The sequence below is a fragment of the Mediterraneibacter glycyrrhizinilyticus genome, from assembly GCF_015560805.1.
GTDB classification, from domain to species: Bacteria; Bacillota; Clostridia; order Lachnospirales; family Lachnospiraceae; genus Schaedlerella; species Schaedlerella glycyrrhizinilytica_A.
This window is the reverse complement of record NZ_JADMSO010000002.1, coordinates 315,657-340,868: the sequence shown is the minus strand read 5'-3', so window position 1 is coordinate 340,868 and position 25,212 is coordinate 315,657. Positions and strand designations below refer to the sequence as shown.

Genomic DNA, 25,212 nt, shown 5'->3' with positions numbered 1-25,212 from the left:
GTTTTGCGTTCCTCTTTCTATACATCTTTTAAATAACTTTTCCGGATCCGCGGATCCATCCAGGCACAGAGCAGATCCACTGCCAGGTTCACACCGATCACCACAACTCCCATAAAAATCGTCAGCCCCATGATCAGCGTATAATCCCGGTTTGCAATCGAATTGACAAATTCTCTTCCCAGCCCCGGGATCGTAAAAATACTTTCCACAACAAAACTTCCGGTCAAAAGAAATGCCGCTGCCGGTCCCGCATAATTCAGTACCGGGATCCAGGCATTTTTCCAGACATGCGTCCAGGCGATGCGGCGCATGGGAAGCCCTTTCACTTTTGCAAGTACAACGTATTCTTTTTGCAGTTCCTGTCTGCATGTATGACACATCAGCCTTGTCACAACCGCCGTCGGATAAGCTGCAAGTGATAAGACCGGAAGCAGATAACTTGTCCACGAATCCAGTCCTACAACCGGAAGCAGTTTCCACTGTACCCCAAAAACCAACGCAAGAAGCAGGGCGATCACAAAATTCGGGATTCCGGCGCCGAAGATCGTACCGAATAGAATCGTTGTGCGAACCCACCTTTTTTGCGAAAATGCCTGAAGCATCCCCAAAAGCGTACCTGCCACAAGCGATACGATCACTGCCAGTATGCCAAGGGAAAGCGTCGCCGGCAATGCCCTCGCGATCACTTCCGTAACGCTTTCTCCCGGGTTCATATAGGAAATCCCCAGATCTCCGTGCAGCAGATTTCTCATATAAGTAACATACTGTGCAGACACCGGTTGGTCAAGCCCGTATTCCTGTTCCATCTGTTCCAGCACCTCTCCGGATACATTGCCGGTCTGAAACGGACTTCCGGGCATCTGTCTTGTCAAAAAGAAAGCGACGGTTATCAGCATCCATACCGACAGCAGACTGATCAGAAACCGCTTTCCTGTATAGCGGATCATGCCCGTTCTTCCTTTCCGTACAATAAAAGAAGCTTCTCTACCAGACTGTCTATTGTCGCCTGATCGGATATCTGTACCTGCATCCCGTAACGTTCTGCCTCCTTTGCAGTCTGCTCTCCGATGCAGACTGCCCGGATATTCGTGTAATCGGTCAGTTTCATACTCTGTACAAATCCATGTACCGTGGAAGCGCTTGTGAACGTCACCGCGTCCACCTCCCCGGAGCACACCGCATTTACGATCTCATCATGCAATGCTTCATGAAGTTCGCAGACCGTCTCATACAGCGCCACATCCTGTACCGAAAGCCCTGCGTCCTCCAAAGGGGGCAGCAGCGCTTCGGATCCGTCTTTTGCACGGACGATCAACACTTCACTTCCCGGCTTTGCATTCTGTGCAATGGATCTGCCCAAATGTTCCGCGTCATATACGTCCGGCACCAGATCCGGGATCAATCCAAACGAACGCAGTGCCTGTCCGGTCGCGCTTCCGATCGCCGCGATCCGAAGCTCCGTCTGTTTCCGAAATAATTTTCGGATATCCCACGCCTGTTTTTCCAACTGTTCAAAAAATGTCGCTACTCCGATCGGACTAGTGAACACAAGCCAGCTTTCAGCACTTGTGCCAAACTGTTCCAATGCCGCGGTCAGCTCCGGATTCGGCTCCACCGGTTTGGTGCGGATCGCCGGAAGTTCCAGCACCTGTGCTCCCAGATCCCGAAGCTTTCGCGCAAGAGACGAACTGTGCTGTCTCGGACGGGTGATCAAAAACTGTCTGCCGCCAAGCACACGTTTTTCTGCCCAGTGAAATTGTTCTCCCAACCGGCAGACTTTCCCGACCACAATGATCGCCGGCATTCCGATCCCCGCTTTTTTTGCCTCTTTCGGGAGATGTTTCACATCCGACACGACGCTTAGCTGCGCCGCCGTCGTTCCCCGCTCCAAAACTGCCGCCGGCATATCCGGCTCCATTCCCGCTTCCAGAAGTCCGCTGCAGATCGATTCCATCGCCGTGATCCCCATCAGGAAAATAAGCGTTCCGTTCAAGCGGACGAGCGCATCAAAATCGATCTGCAGTTTTCCGCCTTTTCTCGGATGCCCGGTGATCACATGAAACGAAGAAGTATAATCCCGGTGCGTCACCGGAATTCCTGCATATGCCGGAACCGCAGATGCAGAAGTCACTCCCGGAACGACCTCATAAGGGATCTGATGCGCTGCGAGAAGTTCCAGTTCTTCCCCTCCACGGCCAAAGACAAACGGATCTCCGCCTTTTAAACGCAGCACACGTTTTCCTTTCTGCGCTTCCTGAAGCAAGATCGCATTGATCTCCTCCTGGGGAACCGGATGGTGTCCCGAGCGTTTTCCCACATAGATCCGCTCCACATGATCCGGGATCTGGCAGAGGATTTCCGCGCTGACCAGCGCGTCATATACGATCACGTCCGCTTCGCAGAGCAGCTGTCTTGTTTTCACCGTCAGAAGTCCGGCGTCTCCCGGACCTGCTCCGGCAAGCCATACTTTTCCTTTCTCTGTCATCCTGCATTCCTCCCATATTTTTTCATACGAACAGCAAGCTCTTCACCCAGTTTTTTTGCCGTTTCCACGGCTCCGGTGATCGTATCTGTCCGAAACGTCTCCATCCCCTCTTCAAAATACAACCCGGTCAGTTTTAATTCTTTCCCTGAAATCTGCGCATGTGCAGCAACCGGCGATGTGCATCCGCCGTCCAGCGTCCGTACAAACTGCCGCTCGGCAAGCGCTGCCCACTCGCTTTCCCTATTGTGAGCGCAAAGAAGTTTGCCGCATTCCAGCATCCCGGACATGTACTGTAATTTTCCGTCTTTTCGGATCTGTACGGCAAGAATCCCCTGTCCCGCCGCTGGGATCATCTCTTCAACCGAAAAATACCGTCCCGGCAGTGAAATCCCAAGTCTTTTCAGACCGGCTGCCGCAAGGATCGTTCCGTCCATGCCCTCTTCCTCCAGTTTCCGGAGACGGGTCTGTACATTTCCACGGATTCCCCGCAGGCTGCAGTCCGGATACATCTGTTTCATCTGGATCGCCCGTCTGCGGCTGGATGTGCCGAGAATCCCGTTCTGTGGAAATGCTCCCATTCCGGTGCGAAAGATCAGTACATCCCGCGGATCTTCCCGCACACTGTATGCCGCGATCGGAAGTTCTTCGTTCTCTTCCATCGGCAAGTCTTTCAGACTGTGTACCGCAAGATCGATCGTTCCGTCCAAAAGTGCCTGATCCAGTTCCCGCACAAACAGTCCTTTTCCCCCGATCGTCTCCAGACTTTTATCCAGGATCTTGTCCCCGGTCGTTTTCATCGTCACAAGTTCCGTTCGGATCTCAGGATATGCACACTCGATCTGCGCCCGGATCAGTTCCGCCTGCATCACCGCCAGCCGGCTCTTCCTGCTTCCGATCCGTATTACTTCTCCTGCGGATAATTCCATCTGTCTGCCGCCCCTTTCTCCAAAATTTTGTAAATCCGTTCCATATCCAGATTTTCCCGGATGATCTCTGCCAGTTTGTCATACTGCTCTTCTTTATGCTGCGCCATATCTTTTGTCCGGATTGCTTCCGGATCCATCCCTTTCTGATACATCAATATCGACAAAAATGCCTGCGTCATTTCCGCCCGGTCAAAAATCCCATGGATATAACATCCACATACGCTGCCGCACGCTGCGCCGTCCTCCTCTTCCGTCGTCAGATTCAGGATCGGAGACGCTCCATGCAGACGGATCGTCTTCCCCATATGGATTTCATATCCCTCGATCTCCACACCGTTCAAAGGCGAAAACATTCCGTTCAGATTAGAAAAAGTCCCCCCGATACGCGTTCTTCTCTTCTCCGGCTGAAATATCGTAGAAGTCGGAAGCAGCCCCATTCCGCGGATCGTTCCTCCGTGTTCCGTCTGCTCCGGATCCGAAATCTGTTCGCCGAGCATCTGGTATCCGCCGCAGATTCCAAACACGATCCGGTCTGCCGAAGCATGTTTCAAAACTTTTGCTTCCAACCCGTTCTGCCGCATCCAAAGCAGATCATCCATCGTGTTTTTACTTCCGGGAAGAATCACCGCATCAGGATTTCCAAATGAAGACGCATCCGTGACATAACGGACGGAAACGCCCTCAAGACATTCCAGCGGCATAAGATCCGTAAAATTGGAAATCCGCGGAAACCGGATCACTGCAATATCGATCAAGGCGTCTTTTTGTTTCCGGTCAAATCGTTCCGTCAGGCTGTCCTCCTCGTCCAGATCCAGATGAAAATACGGGATCACGCCAAGCACCGGTCTGTGGATCTTTTCTTCCAGCATCCGAAGCCCCGGCTCTAAGATCGAGACGTCGCCGCGGAACTTGTTGATCACCGTTCCGACGATCCGCTCTTTCTCATCCGCCTCCAAAAGTTCCATCGTCCCGACTAACTGCGCAAATACGCCGCCCCGGTCAATATCGCCCACAAGAAGTACCGGTGCATCCAGCATCTCAGCCAGACCCATATTTACAATATCGTTTTCTTTTAAATTGATCTCTGCCGGGCTTCCCGCCCCCTCGACCACAATCATATCATATTCTTTTTCCAATGTGTGAAAGGCATCCAAAATGACCGGAATATATTCCTGTTTTCTGCGAAAATATTCTGCCGCCGACATCACGCCCGCCACTTCTCCGTTTAAGATCACCTGGGAACCGGTATCGTTCGTCGGCTTTAACAGGATCGGATTCATCGCCGCAGCAGGCTTCACTCCTGCCGCTTCCGCCTGCATGACCTGCGCCCGTCCCATTTCCAGCCCCTCTTCCGTGATAAAAGAGTTCAGTGCCATATTCTGTGATTTGAACGGAGCCACTTTATAACCATCCTGCTTAAAAACTCTGCAAAGTCCCGCCGCAAGCACGCTTTTTCCGGCATTGGACATCGTCCCCTGTACCATGATCACTTTTGCCATTTAAAACACCTCCATAAACGCCTGAAACAGCCGCATATTCTCTTCTCGTGTTTTGACTGCCACGCGGTAATCACCTTTGGAAAGACCGCCATAATTGCTGCAGTCTCGGATCAAAATTTCCTTTTCCAGCATCCGCTCCCACAGATCTTCACTCCCGCGAAACATCATAAAATTCACTTCCGACGGAATATAGGAGATCCCAAGCCGCTCCATCTGCCGCTCCATCCATCTGCGCTCGCCTGCCACATATCTCCGGGTTTTCTCCACCCGGTCTGTCTCTTTCAGCGCCGCCGCTCCCGCTTCCTGCGCAGCAGTCGATACACTCCACGGCTGCCGCATCTGCTCCATCTTATCAAGCAGTTTCTTATCAGAGCAAAATCCATAGCCGAGACGAAGCCCCGGCATCGCATGTATTTTTGTAAAAGCGCGGAGTAAAAACAAATTCGGAAATTTCTTCATTCGATCGATGTTTGCCCGCGCTGTCTCCGGATTTTCCAGAAATTCACAGAAACACTCGTCCAGCACGACAAAAATCCCCAGTTTTTCACATCTCTTGAAAATCTGTTCCAGCAATTCCGCAGAGATCGTGCGTCCGGTCGGATTCATCGGAGAACTGAGAAACAGCATGTCGATCTTTTCCGTGAGAGATTCCAGTACGTCCTCTCCGGGATCGAACTGCCGTTCTCGCTTCAGTGGGATCTTTTCCACAATACAGCCAGCTGCCAAAAGCGCCCTCTCATATTCGGAAAAAGCCGGAGCCGTCACAAGCGCTCTCCCCGGTCTTTTGGCAAATGCGAGCAGAAAGAGCAATTCTGCCGCTCCATTTCCGAACACGATGTTCTCTTCGCCGACCCCATACGCCTTTGCCGTCGCCGCCCGCAATTTCCGACAGCGGCTGTCCGGATAATGTGTCATCTGTAAAACGCCCTGCCCTGCCGCCTTAAGTACCGCTTCGCTTGGTCCCAATGGATTGATATTCACCGAGAAATCCAACAGCGTTTTTTCCTGTCCGTATGTATAAATATCACCGCCGTGTTCATAGCGCATCCCGTTTCTTCTCCTTTTTCTTACTTCTTCTTTTCCGGATGTTTCGGACAAACGAAGTCCGACTCCGAAAAATACATCCCCGTTTTCCCGGTCTCTTTAAATCAGACAGAGCAGGAAGCGAAGACTGCCGAACAAAAACAGCGTCAAAATCTCTGTCGCATACATCAGCAAGGCTGCCCGCTTAATGTCTTCCGCTTCCACACTCCGAAGCGGATCTCCGATCGTCTCTTTTTTATATCGTTTGCCGAAATAACAGGCGTCTCCGGCAAGCTGTATTCCAAGCGCCCCTGCGCACACCGATTCTGTCTGCGCCGAGTTCGGGCTCGCATGTTTCCTCCGGTCCCGCAAAAAAATCTTCCATGCCTGTTTCCCGTCCATCCCGCACAAGAAAGCTCCGGCGATCATCAACAGAGCGGAAATCCGAGCCGGGATGTAATTGACCACATCGTCCGCTTTCGCCGCGGTTCTTCCGATATAAAGATAAGTTTCCTCTTTATATCCAAGCATCGAGTCCATCGTGTTGACCGCCTTGTAGGCAAATCCAAGGGGCGCGCCGCCGATCAGCAAAAACAGAAGCGGCGCGATCACGCCGTCGGACGTATTCTCCGCGACGGTCTCCACCGCCGCCTTTGTCACTCCCTCTGCATCCAGACTGTCCGTGTCCCGTCCCACGATCATGGAAACCGCCTTTCGCGCCGCCGGAAGATCCTGTTTTTTCAATTCCCGATAGACTTTCATACTCTCTGTCTGAAGCGATCTCGCCGCCAGGATCTGATAGCACCAGAAGCTTTCCAGACCAAACGAAAGAAGCGGATGGATCTTCTCTGCCAAATATAACACCCCTGCCGGAACTGCCGTGGAAACAAGCAGGACAACCACAAAAATCACACCGCCTCCGATCAATAGACGCCGTTTGGATCCGTTTGCGATCCGCCGACAGATCTGTTCACATTTTGCGATCAAAGCACCGATCAGACGGACCGGATGATACAGCCAGTACGGATCCCCCAATACAAAGTCCAAGATACAGCCTGTCAGACAGACAGCCAAAATCCTCATAATTTCCTGATCTCCTTACATGTTCCTCTCAAAATTTCACGTTCTGTTCTCACATAAAAGGCGGCTCCGTTCTCCGCCTGCCAATGATAAAACGGACGTTGTTTATGATCCAGCCATTCCAGGATCGCCATGATCGTTCCGCCATGGACAACAAATGCCGCCCGTTCGATCTTTCGCTCCTGAAGTTCCGTTACTTTCTGTACAAATCCCTCTACACAGCGTCCGGCAAATCTTTCTCTGGACTCGCCGCCCGGAAATGCTTCCATACCGCCGCTGTCGATCCATCGCTGATATTCCGGTCTGTTTTTCAGTTCCTCATAATTCCTATTTTCAAACTGCCCGAAATCACATTCCCGAAATGCATCGCATACTTCCTGTTTTTTCCCCGGAAAAAGCAGTTCTGCACTTTCCCTGCATCGTTTCATAGGACTGACTGCAACACAGCGTACATCCGGCAGGATCCGATGTAGCCTTTTTTCCCATAAATCCCGTTCGCTTCCGGAAAGGATCGACTCATCCGTCGTCCCGATATAACGTTTTTCCAGATTTCCTTTCGTCTTCCAGTGACGGATCAAATACAGTTCCAACCTGAAATACCTGCCTTTCATCCTTTTTTATTTTTTCCGGCTCTATCCGACCAGAACAACTCCGCTCAAGATCGCCAGTTCGCAGATCTGCAGAAAATATCCTGCCAGATCCCCGGTCATTCCGCCAAACTGTTTTCTGCTCATCCATGCATAATAACCGAATGTCCCGGCTGCACAGAGAAGCGCTGCCACCCCCGACACCGGGCACTGTATCACCATCCAGACGGCAGCCGCTGCCGCATAGATACACATCGCAATCCGCGTTTTTCTCTTTTGGGATCCATCCTGAAATGTCTTCCCCAGTCCGTCCTCCCGCGCCGCCGGAAATGTCACCACCGAAAATCCGCTGAGCGCCCGGGAGAGGACTGCACCGGCTGCCAGCACCGGAAGCATTTCCGGACGGACTTCACTCCACATTGCAAGGCTCCAGATCAGATAGATACCAAGTCCCAAAACCGCAAATGCCCCGGTGTGGGAATCTTTTAAGATCGCCAGCTTTTTTTCCCGATCCCCGTAAGACGCCAGTGCGTCCGATGTGTCCATAAATCCATCCAGATGGATGCCTCCGGTCAGCAGGATCGGAAGCAGAGTCATACATGCCGAAAAGAACAAAACACCATAGTCCCGCCCTAAGATCCAGCTTCCCAGAGCATACTCGCAAATTCCGATCACAATACCCACCATCGGGAAAAAACACATTGCATACTTCATATTTTTCTCCTGCCATGCAATATGCGGCATCGGAAGTTTGGAATACATCGAAAACGCAATGATCATTGACTGCAGTACGTTCATCTCTCCGTCTCTCCTTTCCTCTTCCTGCTTTTCTCTACTTCAAGATCTGATACTGTTCTACCTGAATATCCGAAAAAGATCCCATCTTTCGATACACCTGCAGTCCCATCTCCAGAAGCGGCATCACGGCAACGGCGCCGCTGCCCTCTCCGAGACACATATCACAGGTCAGAAAAGGGGTCAGGTGCAGCGCTTCTAAGATCATCGCCCCGGCCGGTTCTGCCGAAACATGGGAGGGCAGCACATATCCTGCCGCATCCGGAACCATCCGCACCGCACACAGTGCGGCCACAGCAGAAATAAATCCGTCGATCACAACCGGCACATGGTATAATGCGCCGCCTAAAAAGAGTCCGGTCATCCCCGCAATATCCAGTCCGCCTACTTTGGACAGAACATCCGGTACGTCCTGTGCATATGGAGCGTGCGTCCGGATCGCCTCACGGATCACCCGGATTTTCCGCTTAAGTCCCTCGCTCGTCAGCCCTGCGCCTTTCCCGGTCACTTCCTCCGGATCTTTTCCAAGCAGAACAGACGCCACGGCGCTGCTTGTCGTCGTATTCCCGATTCCCATCTCTCCGGTTGCGATCACTCCATAGCCTTTCTCCCGTAACTCTCTGACGATTCCAATACCGACTTCAATCGCTTTCCACACTTCCTGCCTGCTCATCGCCGGCTCTTTCGCGAAATTTTTTGTACCTCCGGCAACTTTTTTCTCTCCCACAGTCAGCCCCGGTACATCTGTCGCCATTCCGATATCAACGGGAAAAATATCCACGCCTGCCACTTCCGCCATCATATTGGTGCTGGCAGCTCCTTTTGTAAAATTCTTTGCCACGATCGCAGTGACTTCCTGTCCGGTCTGTGTAACCCCCTCCGCCACGATCCCATTGTCTGCGCACAGGATCACCAACGCTTTTTTCTCCAGCGTATAATCTGCAGTCCGCTTGATCCCTGCCATCTGTATCACAGCGTCTTCCAACTTTCCGAGACTGAACAATGGCTTTCCGACCGTCATCCAGTGCGCACGCGCCTGTTCCATACTTCTCTCATCCACCGGAAGAATGTGCCTGCGCAGCTTCTCCACTTTGTCATCTGCACCCTCTGTTTCTTTTTGTTCCTGCATTGTCATCACCTGGGTCACTCCTTTCCTCCGGCTTTCGCACCATTCTTTTCTCTGTCGTTCACATCATGTTTTCTCTGCCTGCATAATTCCACAAACCGCTTTGCCACCTCCGGATTGGAATAAAAATGAAGATGCGGAAAACCTGCCAGCAGATTTCCTTTCATATGCACACATTCCCAGCTTCTCTTTCCGTCCGGCTTCACGGCAAGACAGTCGCTCCCATTGTTCGTACTGTCCCAATAATGAAATTCATGCCCCCGCAGTTCTTCTCCCTGTTTCAGAAAAACAGAGTCTCTCTGCGCTTTCAGACGGATATAACCAAATCGCTTCAGCCGCCCGGCTGCAAAACCATTTCCCTGGATCACGCCCGCCATCTCATACTGCTTTTGGTCTTTCCCCTCCAGACTGTCATGCAGATACAAAAATCCACCGCATTCCGCAATACAGGGAAGTCCATTTTGGATGGCTTCCCGCACAAAGCGGCGCATCCTCTCATTTTCGGAAAGTGTCTCTGCATACAATTCCGGATATCCGCCTCCTAATAAAAGACCGTCGATCTGTTCCGGAAGTTTGGTATCTGCAAGCGGAGAAAACGGGATCAATTCACATCCGAGTTCCCGCAAAAACCGGAAGTTATCCTCATAATAAAAACAGAATGCCCGGTCTCTTGCCACTGCGATCTGCACCGGGATCGGCTCTTCCCGTCCCCAGTCCGGCACATGTTCTCTCCTTTGTTCCCATTCAGAAACCGCCCCGCTCTCTGCGATCGAACGGATCTGTTCCAGATCGACGGTTGTTTTCAAAAGCGCTCCCGCGTCGAAAAGCTGTTGCCGGATCGCTGCGATCTCCTCCGGAAGCACCAGCCCCAAATGCCGGCTCTCCAAATGAAACAACGGATCTTCCGGAATATATCCGACAACCGGGATCGCATACCCGTGTTTGAAAAGTTCCCTCTCGATCATCTCTTTCAGCCGCGGATACAGCATCCCGGAACAACGGTTCAGTAAAATTCCTTTGATATGGCTGTTCTTCCGAAATGCCAGCATACCAAGTAAAAGCGGCACGATCGAAAGCGCCGTCCCTCTGCACGGCACAAGAAACAAGACCGGCATATGAAGCGCATCCGCCACCGCATAGGAACTGGCTGCGTCCGAATCCAACGAAAGACCGTCGTAATACCCCATCACGCCCTCTGTTATGATCAGATCCGCATTTGCACTGTGGCGGACAAATAATTCCCGCATCACTGCTTTCTCACAAAAAAACAGATCCAGATTTTCGGACGGGATCCCCAACACTTCCCGATGGAACATCGGATCGATATAATCCGGTCCGCATTTGCAGGCTGCCACCTGCAGTCCCTCCCGAAGAAATGCCGCCATCAAGGCACAGGTCACCGCCGTCTTTCCGCTTCCGCTCCCCGGCGCCGCGATCAGGATCCGCGGGATTTTACTGCTGTGCGCTTTCACATCCTGCACATCTCTTTTTTTCTGCTTCATAACACCTTTCCTCATTGATCTTCGGATGGTTCCGGACGTCCCTCCGAAATAATGTAAACCGGATTCAATCCGGTCATCATATGATACGCGCCCAATGTCCGCGCTCTCGATACGCTGACCTGTACGATCTCCGGGTTTCGCAAAAGTCCGCATTCCTGCGCTTCCAGCACCTCCCTCAGCGTCTCCAGAGAGATCGCGTTCAGCACGATCCGGACATCCGGATTCTTTTGCTTCACACACGCAAGGATTTCTTTTAAATTTCCGGAGCTTCCTCCGATAAACACATGAGTCGGAGGTTCCAGTTGTTCCAATGCTTCCGGCGCTTTTCCGAAAACCGGAGTCACCCAGTCTGCCCGGAACTTTCTTTTGTTTTCCTCGATCAGGCGGATTCCCTCCTCTTTTTGTTCCACCGCATAGACACGGATCGTGTCGGATCTTCCCGCCGCTTCCACCGCGACCGATCCGGTTCCGGCTCCCACATCATAAAGCACCGCATGTTCACACAATTCCAGCTTCGCAAGACTGATCGTGCGGATCTCCTCTTTTGTCATCGGAACTTTTCCGCGGATCCATTCCTCATCCGGAATGCTTCTTCCGATCCGAAGATCCGGCTGCTCATTTTGTACCAGTACCGTACACAGCCCATCCAGATCTTGCGGACAAAGTTCTTCGCCCCGTCTGCAAAAAATCTCTTCCTCCGGATAAGACAGATTTCTTCCGATCCAAAATGTGAGCCGGTTCAAATCGTACTCCCGGATTTTTCCGCAGACTTCCGCTCCGTTTTCCTTTCCGCCAAGGAGCAGAAACGTCTTCGCATTCCGCGCGATCATCTGCACATAATTCTGACTTCTTCCGTGAATACTCGCAAGCTTCGCATCCTCCCAGGATACGCCCAGTTTTCCTGCCAGATAGACGACCGAGGAAATGCCGGGAACCACGATGACTTCATATTCTGCGAGCGCCTCTTTTAATTTCCGCGCACCGCTGTAAAATCCGGGATCTCCGGAAAGAAGTACCGCTGCCGTCCGGATGTGATCTTGCTCTTTAAGCCACGCACCGATCACTTCCGGCTGGTAACTCTCCAACACTTCTCCTGATGCATGACCGCTTTCTTTTAACAAAACGGCAGCTTGCCGCACCATCCGTTTCGCCCCGATCACGGCATCACATCGCCGCAGGATCTCCTGTGCTTCCATCGTCATCTGGTTTTCGTTTCCCGGACCGATCCCGACAAGATACACCCGCTTACACATCCCGATACCCCCTCGGCGTCACCATATAACCGTCCAGATTTTTTGTCTGTTCATTTCCGACATAGACCGTGGTAAACATATCCGCCTCGGTCTGTTCCAGTTCTTCCAATGTGAGGATTTTCTTTTCTTCCCCGTCGCGTCCGATATTTTTGACGATGCCGCAGACCGTATCGGCACGTTTATATTCCCGCAGGATCCGGCATGCCCGTGCCAGATGATCTTTCCGCTTTCTGCTGGACGGATTGTAAATACAGATCACAAAATCCGCCGCTGCCGCCGCCCGGAGACGCGCCTCGATCTTCTCCCACGGCGTCAGAAGATCGCTCAGACTGATCACCGCAAAATCATGCATCAGCGGAGCGCCCAACACTGCCGCTCCTCCGGTCGCCGCGGTAATCCCCGGGACGATCTTTAATTCCACCCCCGGGTAATCCGCTTTCAATTCGTACATCAATCCTGCCATTCCGTAGACTCCGGCGTCTCCGCTGCACACCATCGCCACATCCTGTCCCTGCTGCGCCTGTTCCAGCGCCATCTTACAGCGTTCCGCCTCTTTTCGCATCGGAGTCATCAAGAATTGCTTTTCCGGAAATTCTCCCCGGATCAGATCGATATAGACCGTGTACCCTGCGATCACCGGACACTGTTCCAGCGCCTGCCGTGCCTGTGCCGTCATCTGCTCGCCTGCGCCCGGTCCAAGTCCTACCACATAGACGATGCTCATACCGTATCCTCCTCTCTGAAATGCGTGCCGTTTGTGTGATCTGCCGCGCCTATATACATAACGTTTCCACGATCTGATGTCCCCGGATTTCCACTGCTCCTGTCATCCGGCGGCAGGCTGGCTTTCCGGAATTCCGTGGTAAATGCCGGATTATAAAGTTCGGATCGGTCGTACTGATCTCCAAGCACATTTCCGACGACGATCAGCGCCGTCTTTGTGATCCGATTCTCTTTCGCCGTCTGCTCCAAGGTAGATACGGTACAGCGGCAGACTTTCTCATCCGGCCAGGTCGCCTTATATACGATCGCGGCCGGCGTCTCCGGCGCATATCCTCCCGCCTTTAATTCTTCCTGAAGTTTTCCGAGCAGCCCGGTACTCAAAAATAAAACCATCGTCGCCTGATGCGCCGCAAAACTCCGGATGCTTTCTTTCTCCGGTACCGGCGTTCTTCCAGCCATTCGTGTGATCACGACCGACTGGGATACGCCGGGCAGCGTATACTCCGCTTCCAGCGCCGCCGCCGCTCCGCAAAAGGAACTGACCCCCGGACAGATTTCATAGGAAATATGCTCCTTTTTCAATGCGTCCATCTGTTCCCGGATCGCACCGTAAAGGCAGGGATCTCCAGTATGCAGACGGACAACGTTCTTTCCGGCGCGCTCTGAGCGGATCAGAACATCCAGCACTTCTTCCAGCGTCATCCGCGCGCTGTTATAAACTTCACATTCCGGTTTCTTCTGATCCAGAAGCGCCGGATTGACAAGCGAACCTGCATAGACGATCACATCCGCTTCCTGAAGCAGACGCGCCCCGCGCACCGTGATCAAATCTTCCGCGCCGGATCCGGCGCCCACAAATGTAATCATGCCTGTTCCTCCTTCATGATCAAAAGTGAATAATATCCCGCATCATCCGGGATTTCTTCCACATTTTGATAAATCTTCTCCGTTTCCATTCCACAGTTTTCAACCATCCGGATCTTTTGTCCCATCTCTCCGGCTTTTTGCTTCACATAAGGCATTTTCCGTCCGGCTTTCATCAACACCTTTGTTCCCGGAAATCCAAGCGATTCCTCAATCTCGTAAGACGCCGGGATCACATGCAGTTCTTCCTTATTCTCCACAAGCCCGATCCCAAGCCGCGCTGCCGCCGCACAAAAAGACGGGATCCCCGGGATCAGTTCCGTCGTATATCCTGCACGTTTCAGCCGTTTCTGCACATACAGACAAGTAGAATACACGGTCGGATCGCCAAGCGTAATACAGGCGATCTTCTTTCCCTGATCCAGCAGTTCTCCGGTCAGGGCCGCGCAGGCGTCGTGGATTTCGATCAACTTTTTTTTCTCCTTGATCATCGGCATTGGAAGATATAACTTCGCTTTCTCCTCCATCTCGGGCACCATCGGCAATGCGATCTGATATGCTACGCACCGCTTCAAATATTCCGGATAACGTGCCGCTTCTCCGGCGGCTTCCACTTCCGGCGCTTTTAAGGACGCGTCCGATACGACCACTGCCACAATGTCACATTCCCGGATCGTGCTGATCGCTTTTACCGTCATCAGTTCCGGATCTCCCGGTCCCACTCCGATCCCGTAAAAAATTCCCTGCATCTTCTTATGCCTCCTGTCATTCTGCTCCTGCTCTTATCTCTTTTAAAAGAGCTTCCGCTCTTTTCGTTTTCCCGAGTATCCCGTCTTCGGTAGAAAATACGATCGCTTCCACTTGAAGCGATCCTCCCGCACGATGGCGCAGATGAAATTCAATCCGCTCCATCACCCGCTCCATCACTCCGGACAGGATTCCTTTTTCTTTCAAAAGTTCCAGCGCTTCCGTTGTCGTAATACAGCTCAGGATCGCCTGTACACACTCCGCCGAAGCTCCCTCTGCCGCCGCATGGGCTGCCAGCACTTCCATCCGGCAGTCCGCCTGTCTCGAATGAGTATTCATCACACCGGCCGCCACTTTGATCAACTTGCCGATATGTCCGATCAAAAGCAGCGACCGCATTTCCAGATTCACCGCGGCGTCGATCGTCTCCCCGATATAATTGCTGCATTTGACTGCCTGATCCGTATCGACGCCCAGCTGCTCTGCCAGAAAGTCCCGCCCGTAATTGCCGGGAACGACACAGCAGCGGTCGATCCCATTTTCTTTTAACATCTTCATTTCCAGAAAGATCGTATCCGTCAGCGCTTTCTCACTCATCGGCTCAACGATCCCGCTCGTTCCGAGTATAGAAATCCCGTTTTCGATCCCCAGTCGTGGATTGAATGTTTTGGCAGCAAGTTTTTTCCCCTCCGGAGCGGAAATGATCACAGAGAAACCGCCCTGATACCCATACCGGATGCTCTGTTCTTTTACCGCCTCCAAAATCATCTGCCGCGGCACCCGATTGATCGCAGCGGCACCGACCGGCTGCTCCAGCCCCTTTTTTGTGATCCGTCCGATCCCCTCTCCGCCGTCTAAATAAATCCCCGGCTCCGGTTCTTTTCTTACTTCGGCATAGACATAAATCCCGTTCGTCACATCGGGATCATCCCCGCTGTCTTTGCGGACCGCACACCGCACACCATGTTGTCTACGCTCGATCTGTTCCACTTCCAGATCCAGCTCGACCCCTTTGGGCGTCATCAGACGTACCTGTTGTATCACTTCTCCGGACAGGAGCATACAGACTGCAGCTTTCGCAGCGGCGGCCGCACAGCTCCCGGTCGTATAACCCGTCCGCATTTTTTTCTGTTCTACCCAAACTTCGCTGTTATTTTTCACCGCACCCCTCTCCTCCCGTCATTTGTATTCTTTAGATCACAGCCGTGATATGCTCCGCGAACATTTTTCGGATTCCCCGGAATTCTCCGAGCCCGCGCAGGATCACCCGGACTTCATATCCGTTCTCTTCCAATTCGGATTTCCAGGAATCCTCTTCTCCTGCCATATCATTTTTCGCATGATCGCCCGCTACCAGCATGAACGGCATCAAAACGACTTTTTTACATCCCGTGATCTCCAGCTTCGTCTGCACATTCTGCAAATTCGGAAATCCCTCCACAGTTCCCACAAGTACCTGACGGTAGCCGAGCAGATGAAACGTATATTCCAGTGTCGGGTATGCCGAATTGGCATGATGATCCGTTCCGTGTCCCATCAGGATCAACGTCTCGTCTTCCGCCGGATCGACCTCCGCCATCACAGCGTGCACTGCTTTCTTATAGTCTTCTGCCGTACTAAGAAGCGGCGCTCCGATCTGCATCGTTTCAAAACGATCCCGGTACGCTTCCGCCGCTTCCAGCATCCGGTCGTTCTCGATCCCGTTGATCACATGGGTCGGCTGGATGACCGCCGTTTCGATCCCGTCTGCCGCCATCCGCTCCAGCGCTTCCTCCACATTATCAAATATCAGATTTTCCTTTCGCTTTAATTTCCGCAGGATCATGCCGCTTGTAAATGCGCGATAAACGCGGTATTCCGGAAACTGCGCGGCAATATACTGCTCGACTGCCGTGATCGTCCGTTCCAGTGTATCGAGATGGCTTGTTCCAAAACTGACAACAAGGATTCCTTTCTTCTGCTCCATCTTTGTCCCTCCTTTTGCTTTTCTGCAAATAACCTGCCGCCGGCTCGTCAAAGTAACCGTTCCAATTCCGCGATACTAAGCGGCGGATGTTTTTCTTCTTTTAATATTCCACGCGCGCACAACCTCCGATAAAGCCGCAGCGCGCCGGGTTCCTCCAGATTTGTCCGGTGCAGGGCATCCGTATCGGCGCAGATTTCTTCGGGTGTTCCCATCCGCAGGATCGTTCCGTCTTTCATCAGAACGATCTCATCCGCCCAGGCGCAAGCGTACTCGATATCATGCGTCGCGATCAATACCGTGATCCCCTCTTCTGCAAGCTGATCCACATAATCATTGACGATCTTCGTATGCTTCGGATCCAGAGCAGCCGCAGGCTCATCTAAGATCACGACTTCCGGATGCATCACGAGAATATCCGCGATCGACACCTGTTTCTTTTGTCCGCCGCTCAACGCGTGGGTCGGACGATCCTGAAACGGTGTGATCCCAAGCCGTTCGATCACCTTGCGCACTTCCTCTCTTGCCTCTGCTTCCTCCACGCCCAGATTCAAAATGCCAAATGAAATCTCCTGTATCACATTTGCCGAAAAAAGCTGGCTGTCCGGATCCTGAAATACGATCCCGACTTTGCTTCGCAGTTCCAGAAGTCCTTTTTTTGTATATTCCACCGGTTTTCCATGGAATAAAATTTCCCCATGATCCGGACGGTGTATCCCGTTCATACAGAGAAACAATGTAGATTTCCCGGAACCGTTGGCTCCCATCAATGCAACTTTTTTTCCTCTTCGAATCTTCAGATTTACCTTTTGAAGTGCCGGCAGTTCCTCCGGATCATAAGAAAAAGAGACATTCTGCAATTCCAATATCACCGGGGTCTCCCTATCATTTTTTTTCAACGTATCCATAGTGCCACTCCTGTCAAAATGAGTTCAAATACGATCACCGCCGCCAATTCCTTTCGTTTCACCGGACGTTTCTCATGCAGGATGCGGATCTTTCCGTCATATCCGCGCGCCTCCATCGCAGTATACAGGTCATTGGAGCGCTTCAGTGCGCGGACAAAAAGCACCGCGCAAAGTTCCCCGAACGAGCGCAGCGACGTCCGATAATCCTGATATCCCAATCTGCAGTTCTGCGAAGTGCGGATCGCAGATGCCGTATCCGCCAAAATAAAAATATAGCGGTAGATCAACAGCATCAATTCCGTCAACAGTTCCGGGCAGTGCAGCTTCTCCAGCACCAAAAGGATTTCCGGCATCGGTGTGTTCAGCGACAGCACATACAGGCAGGAAACCGACGCAAGCGAACTTCCGATCAGCCGTACCGCCTGCCGGATTCCGTTCCGGCTTCCGGTCAGATACCAGCTTCCGATTGAAACAGCATAAGAGTCCAGCGGCGTCTTTGACAGATTGAGGATCATTGCCGCCGTCCCCAGTATCAAAAAAGCCAGCGGAACAAGCATCAACTTCCGGTAAAAAGGAAACGGGATCCTACCTTTTTTCACAGTCAGAATCCCATTCGCCAATAATACCAGCGCCGCTGCCGCAAGCGACCTGCTGATCAAGCAAATCAGCATTGTCGCCGCCGCATAGGCAAATTTTAAGCCGGCATTTACACCTCTCAATCCGGAATGGTAACAATAATGATCAATTGTATGCATACCGGTTACTCTTCATCTTTCATCCATTTTTTCCGTTCCACGAACCGTCCCATTACAAAAGCGATGATTCCAACGCCGATCCCGGTCTGTACGCAGAACAACATACTTTCCACTTCCCCCGGAAGTTCTCCGTCCAACGCTGTTTCCAGCACCGGAGTAAACCAAGGTTCATATTCTCCGTGGATTTCTTCCACCATCACGCTTCCCGCGTCGTCTGAACCGCCGAATTCCGCGTCTTTCAATGCAAACAACGGAATAAAAGCGATCAAAACAGCCACGATCAAAAGTCCTAAAATCAATTTCTTATTCTTCTTCGCCATTTTGATCAGACCTCCTTTAAAAATCCGACTGCTTTCAGCTCCGGACGCGCGTAGGATTCCAACGCGATCACGATCACAACGGTCAGGATCCCCTCGATCACTGCAAGCGGAAGCTGTGTCGGTGCAAATACTCCGAGGAATTTCACTGCGGATGCCGCGATTCCGCCGGATTCGGACGGATAAGCAAGCGCGAGCTGGATGCTCGTCACACAGTATGTGAAAAGATCACCTAAAAATGCCGCGAGAAATACCGATACTTTCCGATTCAATTTACATTTTTCACAGAGCTTATAAAGTCCAAACGACACAAGCGGTCCGGCGATCGCCATGGAAAATGTATTCGCTCCCAATGTTGTCAGTCCGCCATGCGCCAATAAAATCGCCTGGAACAACAATACGATGATCCCCAGCACACTGACTGCTGCCGGTCCCAACAGGATCGCGCCGAGTCCGGTTCCGGTCATATGGGAACAGCTTCCTGTGACCGACGGGATCTTTAAAGACGAGATCACGAAAATAAACGCGCCGGACATGGCGATCAGCGTGATCGTCTTTCGATTTTCTTTTACTCTTTTTTTCAGGGAAATCAATCCTGCCGCAAGAAACGGCAGACAAATAATGCCCCATGTCACACAGAATGCCACCGGAAGATACCCCTCCATAATGTGCATTGCATTCGCAACCGGAGCAGTGGCAAACAGGATCGTAAATGCGACCGTTGCCCTGAGAAATGCTTTTTCTTTTTTTGTCATACTCTCTTCTCTCCTTTTGTAAGTTTCCGTTTTGAAATATGCCAGGTAAACCACAAAACAAGAGACTTTGTGCAGCGTCCACCCGGTTATATTCCCGTAACCCTCTCAGATTCCTTTAAAAGCGGGTATTCTGACTTAGGCATCAAACACACTGTTCCGCCTTCTCATAGACCATTTGTCTACAATGACATCATGGAACAGCACTACTCCCATACAGCAACGGGCATTGTGCAGGACTCTCACCTGACTTCCCCGACGCACTGCTTTTCAAAAGACAGCGCTCCCTTTTAAAGTGCTTGCCGAATCTGAAACCTGAACCGCAGAACCTGCGGATCTGATATAGTATACCATAGTTGCTATATGATTTCAATCCTGCGTGCTGACCGATTCGGTGATTCTGATTCGGTGATCCCGGATCCGGTTATGACCGCTCTTATAAATGCTTCCGAAACCACGCGATGATCTCTTCTGCTTTTTTCCCGTCTTCCTCCGGTCTTCTGATCACAACCAGACAGGCTCCGTTCTCTTTTGCCGCCTCCAGCTTTTCCGGAAATCCGCCGGCTTTTCCGGTTTCTTTCGTCACAACGTATTTTGCATCCACATGAGCGATCATCGCTTTGTTCATTTCCTTTGAAAACGGTCCCTGCATCGCCAGCAGATGTTTCCCCTCTAAACCAAGCCCGATGCTTTTTTCCACCGCCTCTTTTGTAGAAAGAACTCTCGCATAGCATCGGCTGCGGAACTCTTTTAATCTTGTGTATTTCTGTAATTCCTTGCTTCCCGTTGTGAGCAGGATATTGCCTGTTGTCTCCTCCAAATATGTCACCGCTTCCGCAATACTCTCTACAAATACACACCCCTCCGCCGGTTCCCGGCTCTCCCGCAGACATCGGATATATGCGACTGCTTCCGCCCTGCATGCCTCCCGGATGTTTTCCGTGACGATGCGGGCAAACGGATGGGTCGCATCGATGACCAGCGTGATCTGTTTCTCCCGAAGAAAGCTCTGCATCTGTTCCTGATCCATCCGTCCTCTGACCACTTCCGTATTCTCACAGACTGCTGCCGAAGCCTCTCCGTATTCTGTCGCAACACTCACATAGACATGCACCGGATATGCACGGAGCGCCCTCACAAGCGCATTTCCCTCCGTCGTCCCGGAAAACACAAGTATCTGTTCCATATTCTCTCCTATCTGAATCTCAACACTTTTTCTCTTTCCACCGCCGCCGCCGTCATGCCTTTCCGGCGATTCTTTCCAAACACCGGCTTTCCATCCGGCGCGCAGGCTCTCGCCGCCCGCTCGCAGACGTTGTCCACCCCGGTCACCGACCGTACAAATTCCGAGGATTCTTCCACCTCCCCGGTCTTCATCAGTTCCTCCGCAGAATAACAGCGAAACGGGACATGCAGCTTTTCCGCCAGCCCGATCAGTCCCGGCTCGTCCTGCTTTAAATGGATACTGGCGATCGCAGTGATCTGTTCCATCCGGCATCCATGCTCCTCCAGGATCTCCCGCAGTCCGCTTTCGATCGCCGCTTCCTCCGTTCCCCGTCTGCATCCGATCCCCACCGCAAGATTCTGCGGGATCAACTGCAAGATCCCGGCAGGGCAGGCTTCTTTTTTCCCGCTGACCCAGATTCCAAAACCTTGCCGCTTTGCAAATGCTTCTAATTCTGATTTGCTCCCGCAAAGCCTGAGACGATCCGGGAATGTGCCCTGCCACGGATATTCCGCATAAAACCCGACACATTTCCCGTCCAAAAGCGCCGCCGAAATCTGTTTTGCCGTAGTTCGATTCCCGATGCGAAGCCGGTTATCCGCAGCAAAAACATCCACCGCAAAAACCTGTTCCACATCCGTAGCCGTTGTGATCACCGGTTTTGCTCCCACAGATCCGGCGATCTCCCGGGCGATCTCCACGGCTCCGCCCACATGCCCCGACAACAGCGGGATCACATATTCCGCCCGTTCATCCATCACAAGTACCGGAGAGTCCGTAAACTTATCTTTCACCCAAGGGGCGATCAGCCGGACGGCGATCCCCGACGCGCCGATGAACAAAAAAGCTTCTTTGCCCCAGTACTGTCCAATCCATGCACTCCGTTTTTCTTTCTCCGGAAGCGGTGCAAGACAGAGTTCTCTCTCGTTCTTATCTGCAAAGCGTTCCACCGTATAGCAGGAACAGCGATATCCGATCTCTGTTAATTTTTTCCCTATCTCCCGGTTCAGCCTGCTCCCCTGCTTTGTAAAGCTGATCACCCGGATCTTTTTCTCTTCGTTCATTCCTTTTTCCCTGTTTCTTGATTTTTCTGCGTTTCAGCTTTCCTGCTTTTTAATATGATTTCGTTGTAAAAACGGCTACGGAACGCGGCTTCATCACGAATTCCGATTCAATCCGCACTTCTTCTCCCTCCGGATAAACATATCTCCCCGCACCGTCTCCATATGTGTTCACGCAAAGATACCATGTTTCTCTCCCCTGCAGATCCGGCAGAAAGATCCTTGTATCCTCCCAATATGGGTTCACTGCCACATAGACAATATCGTCTTTTCCTTTTTCCGAATCATATCCGGCAAAAGAGACCGCCAGCATCCGTGCTTCTTTCTCGATATTCAGCTCCCCGTATTCGTTCCTTGTGTTCAGAGAACCTAATCCGCAAACTGCATCCGGCAGCTTTTTCCGGATCACCGTATGTTTTTTCCGAAAATGGATCATAAATTTGAAAAACTCGAACAATTCACGGTTTTTCTCCAAAAGACTCCAGTCCAGCCAGGACACCTCATTGTCCTGACAGTAGGAATTGTTGTTGCCGAACTGTGTGTTTCCGAATTCATCGCCTGCCAGAAACATCGGCGTTCCCCTGCTGCACATCAGTACCGCGCAGGCATTGCGGATCATCCGAAAACGAAGCATCTTTACTTCCGGATCGTCGGTCTCCCCCTCCGCTCCACAGTTCCAGCTCCGGTTGTCGCTCGCGCCGTCGGTATTGTCCCATCCGTTGGCTTCATTGTGTTTCGTATTGTAAGAATACAGATCGTACAGCGTGAACCCATCGTGACAAGTCAGAAAATTCACACAGGAATTGTAGCCCGCATACCGTTCGTTGCCGTCCTGCGTGTATCCGCCGTACAGATCTCCCGATCCGGATATACACCACGCCGCAGTCCACGCCTCCCAGAGATCGCCTTTCAGGTAACTGCGCAGACAATCCCGGTATCTTCCGTTCCACTCTGCCCAGCGCCGGTTTGCCGGAAACTTTCCGACCTGATACATGCCGCCGGCATCCCATGCTTCCGCGATCAGCTTTACATTACTCAAAACCGGATTGAACGCCAGACTTTCCAAAAGCGGCGGATTGTTCATCGGAGAACCGTCCGCATTTCTCCCGAGGATGCTTGCCAGATCAAACCGGAATCCGTCGATCCGATAGTTGATCGTCCAATACTGCAGACATTCCAGGATCATCTGCCGCACCATCGGATGGTTGCAGTTCAAAGTATTGCCGCAGCCGCTGAAATTGTAATAGTTCCCATCCGGCGTCAGCATATAATAAATCTTATTGTCAAATCCTTTGAAACAAAATGTGGGACCTTTTTCATTTCCCTCCGCGGTGTGATTGAACACAACGTCCAGGATCACTTCGATCCCATTCTCATGCAGCTCCCGGATCAGCGTTTTTAACTCCGTCCCCTCCCGGTTGTATTCCTCGGCAGCCGTATAGCTCGTGTTCGGCGCAAAAAAGCTGACGCTGTTGTATCCCCAGTATTCGAGCAGCTTTTTCCCATCCACCTCCCGGCAGTTCACAGTCTCATCGAACTCAAAGATCGGCATCAGTTCCACCGCGTTGACGCCCAGTTCTTTCAGATAAGGGATCTTCTCCCGCAATCCCTCAAATGTACCTTTCTGTTCCACACCGGAAGACGGGTGTTTCGTAAAGCCGCGGACATGCATCTCATAGATGATCAGATCGCTCATTTCCCGTTTTGACTGCGGCATATCGCCCCAGTCAAACACATCTTTCACTACCCTTGCATGATAAGCGCCCTCTTTTTTCTCGCCCCAGATCCGCTGTCCCGCCACTGCTCTCGCATATGGATCCAGCAGTACGTTTTCTTTCCTGAACCGCAGTCCTTTTTTCGGATCCCACGGTCCATCCACACGATAGGCATATTCCAGATCTTCAATATCCAGCCCAAAAACGATCATGGAATATACATCCCCGATCCGGTATTCATCCGGAAACGGCAGCACCGCGTACGGCTCTTCCTCGCCTCTGTGAAATAACAAAAGTTCACAGGACGTTCCTCCGGAAGTATGTACCGTAAAATTCACCCCCACCGGAAGCGGCGTCGCTCCGTTCGTCTCAAACATCCCCGGTCTTACAAGATAACCGGAGATCTCGCCCACCGCATTAAACGAAGTGTGGGATTCTACTGTATAACTTTTCATATCATGTTTCATCATCGTTCTCCTTTATCGGGAAATGCATTTCCACCGCAAAACCGCCTTTTTCCTCCTGTCTTCCATGATCCAGAAGCACGGTTCCTCCGTGTGCTGCCACGATCTGGCGCACGATCAGAAGCCCCAGTCCATGACGAGGTTCTTCCACGCCTCCGTCGCTCATCATATAATGCGGAGTGCTCTGTAATTTCTGAAGTTCTTCCTCGCCAATACCGATCCCGTCGTCTTCCAGCCGGATCACAAACGCTCCGTCCCCTGCATCCGTTTCTACCATAATACCACATCCATCCGGATTGTGTACCTGTGAATTTGTCAGGATGTTCCCGATTGCCCTGCAAAGCAGATCTTTATCTCCGCGGATCATCCCGCGGCCGCTTCCCTCTTTTGCTTCAAAACAGATCGGATATTTCTCCTCAAAATCCAGATTGGCGAATTCCGCGACCGTCTGTCTGACCACCGCCGCCAGACTGATCCGTTCCATATGAAGCGGCTGCATTTGATACTCCAGCTTGGAAGCGAGGTTCAGATCATTTACGAGATTTTTCATCTTCACACTCTGCAGACGGATCATCTGCGCCCGTTTTCGCGCCTCGTCCGGAAGTTCTGCGTCATCCTCCATCTGCGCGGCATATCCCATGACCATGGAAAGCGGCGTTCGGATATCATGCGACACGCCGGAGATCCAGTTCGCACGGGCACGCTCTTTCTTCTTAAGTTCCTGTTCCTGTATTTTCAGTTTTTCGGACGCTTCATTGACCGAATGCGCCAGATCCGTAAACAGTCCTTTCTCCCGGACATAGACCCGTTCCTCGGGAAGCGCTTCGATCCCGCGGATCAACGGGCGGATATATCTGACGATCCCCGAAGTGGAAAATGCGTAGATCAGAAACACTACCAGCAGATTCACAAGAAAGATCATCACTGCATTTCGCGGCAGATTTTTGATCAGAGACAGATCATACGTATTCCACATCGATTTCCAATACGTCTCTTTCGGATGTCCCATGATCAGCAGATCATTTTCTCTCGCCGCGGTTGTCGTCGGATAATCCTCGATATACCCCAACGTATCCGCGGAAATCTGCGCAGCCGTATAATGAAGCGGGATCTCCGCCGGCAGGTTCTCACTGTACCATACAACATCGCCGGTCCCGTCTTGAACAAGAACCGCCCACGCATCCCGCTCTGCTAAAATCTGTTTTCCGCGTTCCGAAACAAAATAAGTTCCGTCCCCGTTTTCCTGTAATTCCGCCGTCAGTTCTTCCGTCACCTGCCATCCGCCCCCGCTTGCCACTCCCTGAAACGAGACACCGATAAACAGGCAGATGTTCAGTACAAACAAGACCAAAAGGGAACATACAATGATCATGACAAACCGGCTGACCAGTTTCAGTATACTCTTATTTCTCATCTTCTACTCCTTTTGCGTTCATTTACAA

At 51.8% G+C, this 25,212-nt stretch carries 24 protein-coding genes and 1 riboswitch; all 24 genes read right to left on the bottom strand.

All coding sequences use genetic code 11. The features are described from left to right. Positions 1-17: 17 nt before the first annotated feature. Entirely contained in the window at positions 18-947 is a 930-nt protein-coding gene (locus I2H87_RS03530; RefSeq protein ID WP_195609341.1) for an ABC transporter permease, read from the bottom strand. Beyond that, positions 944-2,485, bottom strand: a complete 1,542-nt coding sequence (cobA, locus tag I2H87_RS03525; protein WP_195609340.1) for a uroporphyrinogen-III C-methyltransferase — start codon at positions 2,483-2,485, stop codon at positions 944-946. The genes I2H87_RS03530 and cobA overlap by 4 nt, the downstream gene beginning before the upstream one ends. Then, a complete protein-coding gene (gene hemC / locus I2H87_RS03520; protein ID WP_195609339.1) occupies positions 2,482-3,411 on the bottom strand; it encodes a hydroxymethylbilane synthase in 930 nt (309 codons plus the stop codon). The genes cobA and hemC overlap by 4 nt, the downstream gene beginning before the upstream one ends. Beyond that, on the bottom strand, positions 3,387-4,910 hold the full coding sequence (locus I2H87_RS03515; protein WP_195609338.1) for a cobyric acid synthase: 1,524 nt from the start codon (positions 4,908-4,910) through the stop codon (positions 3,387-3,389). The genes hemC and I2H87_RS03515 overlap by 25 nt, the downstream gene beginning before the upstream one ends. Further along, positions 4,911-5,957 (bottom strand): pyridoxal phosphate-dependent aminotransferase, encoded by a 1,047-nt coding sequence (locus tag I2H87_RS03510; RefSeq protein WP_195609337.1) that lies wholly within the window; start codon positions 5,955-5,957, stop codon positions 4,911-4,913. Between the two features lie 96 nt (positions 5,958-6,053). Beyond that, complete coding sequence (gene cbiB / locus I2H87_RS03505) at positions 6,054-7,016, bottom strand: adenosylcobinamide-phosphate synthase CbiB (RefSeq protein WP_195609336.1); 963 nt, start codon at positions 7,014-7,016, stop codon at positions 6,054-6,056. Continuing rightward, entirely contained in the window at positions 7,013-7,603 is a 591-nt protein-coding gene (locus I2H87_RS03500) for a histidine phosphatase family protein (protein WP_195609335.1), read from the bottom strand. The genes cbiB and I2H87_RS03500 overlap by 4 nt, the downstream gene beginning before the upstream one ends. A gap of 42 nt (positions 7,604-7,645) precedes the next feature. Beyond that, positions 7,646-8,398: an adenosylcobinamide-GDP ribazoletransferase gene (gene cobS / locus I2H87_RS03495; RefSeq protein WP_195609334.1), complete on the bottom strand. Its 753-nt coding sequence runs from the start codon at positions 8,396-8,398 to the stop codon at positions 7,646-7,648. 34 nt (positions 8,399-8,432) lie between these two features. Continuing rightward, entirely contained in the window at positions 8,433-9,524 is a 1,092-nt protein-coding gene (gene cobT, locus I2H87_RS03490; protein WP_408631509.1) for a nicotinate-nucleotide--dimethylbenzimidazole phosphoribosyltransferase, read from the bottom strand. Positions 9,525-9,538: 14 nt separating this feature from the next. Next, a complete protein-coding gene (locus I2H87_RS03485) occupies positions 9,539-11,023 on the bottom strand; it encodes a cobyrinate a,c-diamide synthase (RefSeq protein ID WP_195609333.1) in 1,485 nt (494 codons plus the stop codon). A gap of 11 nt (positions 11,024-11,034) precedes the next feature. Continuing rightward, entirely contained in the window at positions 11,035-12,276 is a 1,242-nt protein-coding gene (gene cbiE / locus I2H87_RS03480) for a precorrin-6y C5,15-methyltransferase (decarboxylating) subunit CbiE (RefSeq protein WP_195609332.1), read from the bottom strand. Beyond that, positions 12,269-13,000 carry a precorrin-3B C(17)-methyltransferase gene (gene cobJ / locus I2H87_RS03475; RefSeq protein WP_195609331.1) on the bottom strand — a complete coding sequence of 244 codons (732 nt, stop codon included), beginning with the start codon at positions 12,998-13,000 and terminating at the stop codon, positions 12,269-12,271. The genes cbiE and cobJ overlap by 8 nt, the downstream gene beginning before the upstream one ends. Then, on the bottom strand, positions 12,997-13,866 hold the full coding sequence (gene cobM / locus I2H87_RS03470; protein ID WP_195609330.1) for a precorrin-4 C(11)-methyltransferase: 870 nt from the start codon (positions 13,864-13,866) through the stop codon (positions 12,997-12,999). Before cobM ends, cobJ begins: the two co-directional genes overlap by 4 nt. Beyond that, entirely contained in the window at positions 13,863-14,612 is a 750-nt protein-coding gene (gene cobI, locus I2H87_RS03465; protein ID WP_117550776.1) for a precorrin-2 C(20)-methyltransferase, read from the bottom strand. Before cobI ends, cobM begins: the two co-directional genes overlap by 4 nt. A gap of 16 nt (positions 14,613-14,628) precedes the next feature. After that, positions 14,629-15,771 (bottom strand): cobalt-precorrin-5B (C(1))-methyltransferase CbiD, encoded by a 1,143-nt coding sequence (gene cbiD / locus I2H87_RS03460; RefSeq protein WP_330611461.1) that lies wholly within the window; start codon positions 15,769-15,771, stop codon positions 14,629-14,631. 31 nt (positions 15,772-15,802) lie between these two features. After that, positions 15,803-16,576, bottom strand: a complete 774-nt coding sequence (locus I2H87_RS03455; protein WP_195609329.1) for a sirohydrochlorin cobaltochelatase — start codon at positions 16,574-16,576, stop codon at positions 15,803-15,805. Between the two features lie 47 nt (positions 16,577-16,623). Then, complete coding sequence (locus tag I2H87_RS03450; RefSeq protein ID WP_195609328.1) at positions 16,624-17,481, bottom strand: energy-coupling factor ABC transporter ATP-binding protein; 858 nt, start codon at positions 17,479-17,481, stop codon at positions 16,624-16,626. Beyond that, entirely contained in the window at positions 17,469-18,236 is a 768-nt protein-coding gene (cbiQ, locus tag I2H87_RS03445; RefSeq protein WP_195609327.1) for a cobalt ECF transporter T component CbiQ, read from the bottom strand. Before cbiQ ends, I2H87_RS03450 begins: the two co-directional genes overlap by 13 nt. A 5-nt stretch (positions 18,237-18,241) precedes the next feature. After that, positions 18,242-18,556, bottom strand: coding sequence for an energy-coupling factor ABC transporter substrate-binding protein (locus I2H87_RS03440; protein WP_195609326.1), 315 nt, complete (start codon positions 18,554-18,556; stop codon positions 18,242-18,244). A gap of 5 nt (positions 18,557-18,561) precedes the next feature. After that, positions 18,562-19,308 (bottom strand): energy-coupling factor ABC transporter permease, encoded by a 747-nt coding sequence (locus I2H87_RS03435; protein WP_195609325.1) that lies wholly within the window; start codon positions 19,306-19,308, stop codon positions 18,562-18,564. A gap of 103 nt (positions 19,309-19,411) precedes the next feature. Further along, a riboswitch (cobalamin riboswitch) is annotated at positions 19,412-19,612 on the bottom strand. A 129-nt stretch (positions 19,613-19,741) separates the two neighbouring features. Beyond that, positions 19,742-20,491, bottom strand: a complete 750-nt coding sequence (cobK, locus tag I2H87_RS03430; RefSeq protein ID WP_195609324.1) for a precorrin-6A reductase — start codon at positions 20,489-20,491, stop codon at positions 19,742-19,744. An 8-nt stretch (positions 20,492-20,499) separates the two neighbouring features. After that, on the bottom strand, positions 20,500-21,594 hold the full coding sequence (locus I2H87_RS03425) for a cobalt-precorrin 5A hydrolase (RefSeq protein WP_195609323.1): 1,095 nt from the start codon (positions 21,592-21,594) through the stop codon (positions 20,500-20,502). Positions 21,595-21,643: 49 nt separating this feature from the next. Next, a complete protein-coding gene (locus I2H87_RS03420; RefSeq protein ID WP_195609322.1) occupies positions 21,644-23,773 on the bottom strand; it encodes a glycogen debranching protein in 2,130 nt (709 codons plus the stop codon). Beyond that, complete coding sequence (locus I2H87_RS03415) at positions 23,763-25,184, bottom strand: sensor histidine kinase (protein WP_195609321.1); 1,422 nt, start codon at positions 25,182-25,184, stop codon at positions 23,763-23,765. The genes I2H87_RS03420 and I2H87_RS03415 overlap by 11 nt, the downstream gene beginning before the upstream one ends. Positions 25,185-25,212 lie beyond the last annotated feature (28 nt).